The organism is Leptospira weilii serovar Ranarum str. ICFT (assembly GCF_000332415.1).
Lineage (GTDB): Bacteria > Spirochaetota > Leptospiria > Leptospirales > Leptospiraceae > Leptospira > Leptospira weilii_A.
In genome coordinates this window covers 181,550-188,043 of the sequence record NZ_AOHC02000014.1, presented here as the reverse complement: position 1 = coordinate 188,043, position 6,494 = coordinate 181,550, and the positions used below count along the sequence as shown (strand labels likewise).

At 42.6% G+C, this 6,494-nt stretch carries 3 protein-coding genes and 1 pseudogene; 1 reads left to right on the top strand and 3 read right to left on the bottom strand.

What is annotated here, in order from left to right:
• A pseudogene (locus LEP1GSC060_RS20955) lies at nt 1–271 on the bottom strand (hypothetical protein); the annotation flags it as partial.
• 1,019 nt (nt 272–1,290) lie between these two features.
• On the opposite strand from LEP1GSC060_RS20955, the gene LEP1GSC060_RS03960 reads away from it, so the two are divergent.
• Nucleotides 1,291–2,394: a PepSY-associated TM helix domain-containing protein gene (locus LEP1GSC060_RS03960; protein ID WP_002996342.1), complete on the top strand. Its 1,104-nt coding sequence runs from the start codon at nt 1,291–1,293 to the stop codon at nt 2,392–2,394.
• A 297-nt stretch (nt 2,395–2,691) separates the two neighbouring features.
• Here LEP1GSC060_RS03960 and LEP1GSC060_RS03955 read toward each other — a convergent pair whose 3' ends face one another.
• Both LEP1GSC060_RS03955 and def read right to left on the bottom strand, forming a co-directional pair.
• A complete protein-coding gene (locus tag LEP1GSC060_RS03955) occupies nt 2,692–5,934 on the bottom strand; it encodes an efflux RND transporter permease subunit (RefSeq protein WP_002995939.1) in 3,243 nt (1,080 codons plus the stop codon).
• A 21-nt stretch (nt 5,935–5,955) separates the two neighbouring features.
• Nucleotides 5,956–6,492 carry a peptide deformylase gene (def, locus tag LEP1GSC060_RS03950; protein WP_036095287.1) on the bottom strand — a complete coding sequence of 179 codons (537 nt, stop codon included), beginning with the start codon at nt 6,490–6,492 and terminating at the stop codon, nt 5,956–5,958.
• Between the last annotated feature and the right edge of the window lie 2 nt (nt 6,493–6,494).

Here is a 6,494-nt window from a genome sequence, read left to right as displayed (position 1 = left end):
TTGACCTTTCACTCGTTCTATGCGGACCAACGGTAGAACTTAATATTATATCATTATAAATATCAAATATAATCGAACTATTGGCATTCGGCGATTCCGATTCCCCCAGTTGATTTTTTACACAGCCAAAATCTTTCACGAACTCCTTCGTTTTAGGTAGGCTTATTCCTGTCGCGTCGCAAGCTGCAACTATATAACCTTTATGCGTTTTGCAATTCGTTACATTTTTGTAGTAGCTGTTTACTAATATTTCGTTTAATGATTCAAACACTTGCGGATTTAATTTCTCCCGCGCTAAGGAAAACGCTTGTTTCGTCACAGCTTTCTTTCCTAAATTCTTAAAATATCTATATAACTCGACCGCTAAGCTTTTGTTTAATAAGTTTATCATGGCTATAAGCAACCTCGGTAGGGTTAGTTGACGATTCCGAGTAAAAGCACTCGGTTTCATTCGCGCGATTTCCAGAATCTTTCTGGAATATATCCAAGCTTCTAATTCGCCTATGACTGTTATTCTTTCTTGCCCATGTCTTCTTGTCGTACTAAATTCTTTAATCTTTAGTCTTTTTTCTTAAATTGACAGCATTGCGCTATGGATCGCGAAATTGGTCACGCTACTTTTTCTGTGTTCAATACTATCCCTTCTTAAAGCTCTGGTTTCTCCGGGCCTTTTTTGTTTTTGGAAAAATCACGAAGAAAAACGACACCGCACCTCGGTTTTTGTTAAGAGTTATTCGCAAAGTCGGAAAAGAAAAATGCAGGGAGTTCCCACGTTTTAGGAGTTCCGTCATATACCAACCCCACACATGTTGAGAAGGTTTTTGTGGAATAAGAAGGATCAAAAAACGCGAAGGTTCTAGTGGTTAGTGAATAATTTTTAGCGATTAATGTAAGAAATTATAGGGGGATATACTTTTGATTTGTAAGTGAAAGAACCGAATTTTTTCGCGACTACGTGGTTGCGTTACACGTTGAAACTTAATAGCGCTCTCCTTGTAGATCGTGACGCAAGAGCGTTCGCTTTCGCGAAGTCATTTATATGTCGCGTTTCCGGTATTTTCGCAAATAGTTTGGTTCATTGTGAAAGTAAAGACACAACAAATTCTCATAGTAGCAAGGCAAATAGAGTTTCATCAAACGGATTGGTCTTCCCGGAGAAGGTTAAGCAGGCTTTTCCTAAGCTTTCCCAAGATTTTAAAGGCGATTTTGGAATTTGAAAATTTAAGTTGATATTGAGACCTGAAATCAAAAATTGACGTGAAGCTGTTTGTAAACTTTCAAAGCTGCATTATGAATCGGAAACAATTCTATAAACTGCATTCTATATTGGGAATTTGTAGCGGTCTATTTTTAGTCGTGATTGGTTTAAGCGGTTCTTTTTTGGTTTTTGGATTTGAAATCGATCGGCTATTGAATCCGAAGCAGTGGAGTGTCGTTGGCGGAAAAGAGCGGCTAAGCATCGATACGCTTCGGGAAAAATTAAATCAAACTCTTCCCGCTCATGCCTTGGCAGGTTGGTTACTTGCCGAAGAACAAAATCGACCGGATCAAGTTTGGCTTCATTTTTTAGATTCGAGTCAGAGAAAAGAATCCGTAATTTTATTAAATCCTTATACGGGGGAAATTTTAGGAACACTGGCGGAAGACCGATCCGATTCTTTTTACGGCTGGATGTTAAAACTACATTATAGTTTGCTTATGGGGAATTTTGGATATTTTTTTGCGGGGATTTTAGGAATCGTATTTGTTTTTCAAGGAATTAGCGGAATGATTCTCTATCGAAGTATTTGGCAAAATTTATTCCGGCTTCGAACGTACCAATCGTTTAGAACGTATTTTTCGGATCTTCATAAGTTGGTCGGAGTGTTTACTTTGGTTTTTAATATGGCTCTCGGATTTACGGGCGCCTGGTGGAACGCACAATTTGTCTTAGGAATTTGGGTAAACGAAGTTGCAGAGGAAAAACAAATCGGAAAGTTTTTTAACGAATCCGTTTCGATGAATCTTTTGTTAAGCGAAGCTCAGTCACAAATCCGCGGGTTTCGCCTCGGTTTTATTTCCTTCCCACACCATCACGAGAAAGATCCGATTCAATTTTATGGCGCCGAAAATGAGCGAAGCTCGTTTCGAAGTAGGTTTGGTTCGTATTTTGTTTTTGATTCGGAGTCGGGAAAGCTATTGAAAGTTTTCAGTCTTTCAAATGAAAATCTAATTTATGGAATTTTAGATTCTTTTCGTCCTATTCACTTCGGAACGTTCGGGGGAATCGTCACAAAAATCCTTTGGGTCATTTTAGGACTGGCTCCCGGAGTCCTTTCACTTTCCGGAATAGGGATTTTGATTTCAAAACGGAATTCGAAAAAACGAAAGAAAAGCGCCAACTTATCTTTGTAATACCCTATCAATCCTATCATAAAATCACAATGGAAGCCGATTTTTTACTTACACGGCTCTTCCCAAACTCGGCGAGCGATCCTTAGAGAGTGAAGTGAAGCGTTGAATTTCGGTCGCGAAATAATAATCACTTTCGCCTTTGTTATACCGAACTTCACGTTAGTCGTCATTTTAGTCTTTTTTGGGGACGACTATGAAGCAGTGACCTTTCTCTCTGATGCCTACTCGAGAAGCATTGGACGAGTGGATAGGCATCAGAGAGGCAACAAAAAAAAGGAATCATTTTTAAAATAGGTTTTATACTTTTAATCTTGAAAGCAATCGATTCATTCTTAATTGAGTATTGTGAACCGTCTTGTATAAAACCGGAACCGCAACTAAGGTCAAAAAGGAGGAAAAGGCAAGCCCCCATCCGAAAGCAAGAGCCATCGGAACGAGGAAAGGGTCTCGCCCTCCGATTCCATAAGCTGTCGGAAGCAAACCGAGAACGGTAGTCACTGTCGTTAAAACTACGGGTCTGAGTCGTAAGAGTCCGGTTTCGACAAGAATCGAATCTATATCTTCCCCCGGTTTTTCCAGCTTTAACTGATTTGCAAAATCTACGAGAACGATCGAATCGTTTACTACGACACCCGCAAGTCCGACGATTCCCAAAAAGGCGAGGAACCCGAAGTATTCTCCGTGAAGAACAAACGCGAAAATCACTCCGATTAAGGAAAACGGAATCGAGCTTACTACGATTACCGGTTGAATCAAAGAACGAAAGAGCGACGCAAGAATCATAAAGATGATGATAAACGCAATGAGAAAGGCCCTTCCCAAACTCGCGAGAGATTCTTCCGTGTCCTTGTTCTCTCCGCCGAAACGCATTCGATAACCGGGATATTTGTCGATGATTCCTTTCGAAAGTTTTGAGATTTCCGCGTTAGCTCTCCTTGTATCGGTTTTACTTTCGTCCAAGTTAGCCGTAACCGTAAGAATGCGTTTCCCGTCCAAGTGATTGATGTTTGCAAAACCCGGCTCACGAACGTAGGTGATCAGCCTCGATACGGGAATTAGTTTTCCGAGTTGATTGCTCACAAAGACGTTGTTTAAAGATCCGATGGATTTTCTCACTTCTTCCGGAAAACGAACCTTCACTTCCACTTCTTCGTCGGCTCGTTTGATTTTTGTAGCTACGGTTCCTTGAAAGGCCGTATTGATCGCCTGCGATACTTTGAATACGGAAACTCCCGCAGTCGAAGCAAGCGATTCGTTTACCTTGATTCTAATCTCGTCCTTGCCTTCGTTAAAATCGTCGCCTATATCCGTAACACCCGGAACCTTAGCCATCACGGCTTTGTATTCTTCGCCGATTGCAATCAGACGATCGTAGTCGTCTCCTTTGATTTCGATGGCCACCGGTTTTCCAACGGGAGGACCGCCTGAGATTTTCTCAAAATCCAAAGCGAGAAGTTGTCCTTTAAAACGGGAGAATTCGGACGGGAATTCGTTTAAACGGAAGGGTTTGAATTCTTCCTTCTTTTTTTCCGCTTCTCTTTTACGAGTTTCCTCGAGAATTTTTACGGACTTTTCATTCAAAAGCCAGATCGTTTTTTCCCTCACTTCCGAGATAATCGTGTCGGTCGTTCTTTTTCTATTTTCTTCGGGAGTCAGATAAACGAGAATTTGAGCGAAGTGTTTTCCGCGTTTGGTGAAAGGATCGTTCGGATCTTTTTGAATGATTCCGACTCTGGTTACGTAATTCTCGATTTCCTCTTTGGAAATTTTTGCGAGTTCTCTTTCTAAAACGTGAGTGAATCGTTCCGTTTCTGGAAGGGACATTCCGGTTTGACCCGTAAGTTTGATCTGAAACACGTCCACGGAACCGGGAAAGAGTTTGAACTTTCCAAAAACGGCAAAAAGTGCGAAACTTCCCACGAGCATCGCGAACAGATAGATAAAAATCTGAAGTCTATGTTTGAGCGCAAACTTGAGAAGTGGAAGGTAATAATTGATTTTGAGTTTATAGAACCATCCGCTTTCTTCCTTGATTTGGCCGGAATGAAACTTATGTTTATTGATATCGTATAAGTGAGAGGGAAGAATAAAAAACGCCTCCGAAAGAGAGGCGAGTAACGCAATGATGACGACTAACGGAATGCTGTAGATAAACTTTCCGAAAATCCCCGTCATAAAAAGCATCGGAGCGAAGGCCGCCACGGTCGTCGTTACGGTAGCGGTGACGGGATCGATCACTTCACTCGTTCCTTTTAACGCGGCTTCGTAAACGGGCATCCCTTCTTCCATATAACGATACACGTTTTCACAGATGATGATCGCGTCGTCTACGAGGATCCCCACAACGATAATCAGACCGAACATGGAAATCAGATTTAGGGTAAGGCCCATGTAATTCATGACGACGAAGGTGGCCCCGAAAGAAACCGGAATCCCGAGTGCGGTCATAAGAGCGACTCTCCATCCTAAAAATAAGAACAGAGAGGCCGTTACCAAGACAAGTCCGCCGAAAGCGTTGGAAAGAAGAACACTTAACCTTCTTCGAATGTATTTGGAAAGGTCGTTAACGAACGCGTATTCGAACTCGTCCTTGGAATTTTTTTTGAATTCTTCGATGATTTTTTTTGCCTCGTCCACGACGAGGATCGCGTCTGCTTTTTCCCGTTTGATAACGGTCAGAGCGATCGTTTTTTTTCCGTTGACCTTATCCAGGTATTCCGCCTCTTTCAGCCCTTCGGTTACCCTTGCCACATTGTCGATTCGGATCGAATTTCCTATCTCATTGGATCGGACATGAACCTCCTCGATTTCTTTCGGAGAATCGAATTCTCCGATGGTCCTTAGGATCACTTCCTTCTGATTTCCCGCGATATTTCCGCCCGGGAAGTTAATATTACGGTTTTTTAATGCAAAGATGATGTCCTGACTCGTGAGATATTTGGAAAACATGGCCGCAGGATCGACGTCCACCTGCATCTCCGTATCTCTCCAACCTCGTTTGGAAATTCTCGCGACACCCGGAATGTCTTCCAAAGCCTGTTCCACGATTTTCGCCCGAGCCTTGAGACGTTTTTCGGCTTCGATACTCGAATCGTACGATTTCAGGCTGATATCGATTTCGATCACCGGTTGTCTGGAGGTCGTGATTTCCGTGACGAGCGGGTCTTCGGCTTCTTCCGGAAGATCTTCCACTCGATCGATCGCGGACTTTATATCGTCCACGACCTTCTGCGTGTTTTTGGAATCCGGGTCCAAAGTAATCACGATGCCGGAGCGATTTTCGATCGAAGCGGATCTGAATTCTTTGATCCCATCCACTTCTTTGATCGCTTCTTCCAGAGGTTTTGTGACCAATTTTTCGATCTCTGCGGGAGAGGCCCCCGGGAAAACCGTTACGACGCTTACGATATCGAAGTTGATGTTGGGGAAGGCTTCCCGATTCATTTTCACGGCGGTAAATCCGCCGATTAGGATGATCAAAAAAGTAAGCAGATTTACGAATATACTTTTAGAGAGAAAATACTCGACGAGTGATTTCATGTATTATTAATTTATGTTTTTTTAATCTAAGATATTGTTGGACGAATCTAAAGTTTCGTTAAAGCCGAATAGTTTTGTATCTTTCAGTCTGTCCACGTAGAGAACTCCCATAAGATGATCGCATTCGTGCTGATAGACGATAGCCTTATAACCGTCTATCGTCTCGTCGAATCGATTTCCTTTTTCGTCCATCCACTGCATTCTGATTCGATTGGGTCTTTCCACGTAACCGCGCATTCCGGGAACGGAAAGACAACCTTCCCAAAAACCGGAAATATCTTTTGTGAGAGGGGTGATGATCGGATTTATAAGGACACGTTCGGGAACGTCCGGAGTTCCCGGATAACGTTCGTTGTCTTCGGAGCCTACTACAACGATTTGTTTCAAAATTCCGATCTGAGGAGCCGCGAGCCCGACCCCTTCCGCGTGACGCATCGTATCGAACATATCGCGGATCAGTTTTTTGAATTCTTTGGTTTGAATTTCGTTTTCCGTGACAGGCTCCGAGATTTGGCGGAGAATCGGATCACCCATTCTTAAAATTTTTCTGACTGACATAC

Excerpts from the sequence above, each read along its gene's own strand:
- LEP1GSC060_RS03955 (WP_002995939.1), bottom strand. The coding sequence starts at position 5,934 with ATGAAATCACTCGTCGAGTATTTTCTCTCTAAAAGTATATTCGTAAAT.
- def (WP_036095287.1), bottom strand. The coding sequence starts at position 6,492 with ATGTCAGTCAGAAAAATTTTAAGAATGGGTGATCCGATTCTCCGCCAA.
- LEP1GSC060_RS03960 (WP_002996342.1), top strand. The coding sequence starts at position 1,291 with ATGAATCGGAAACAATTCTATAAACTGCATTCTATATTGGGAATTTGT.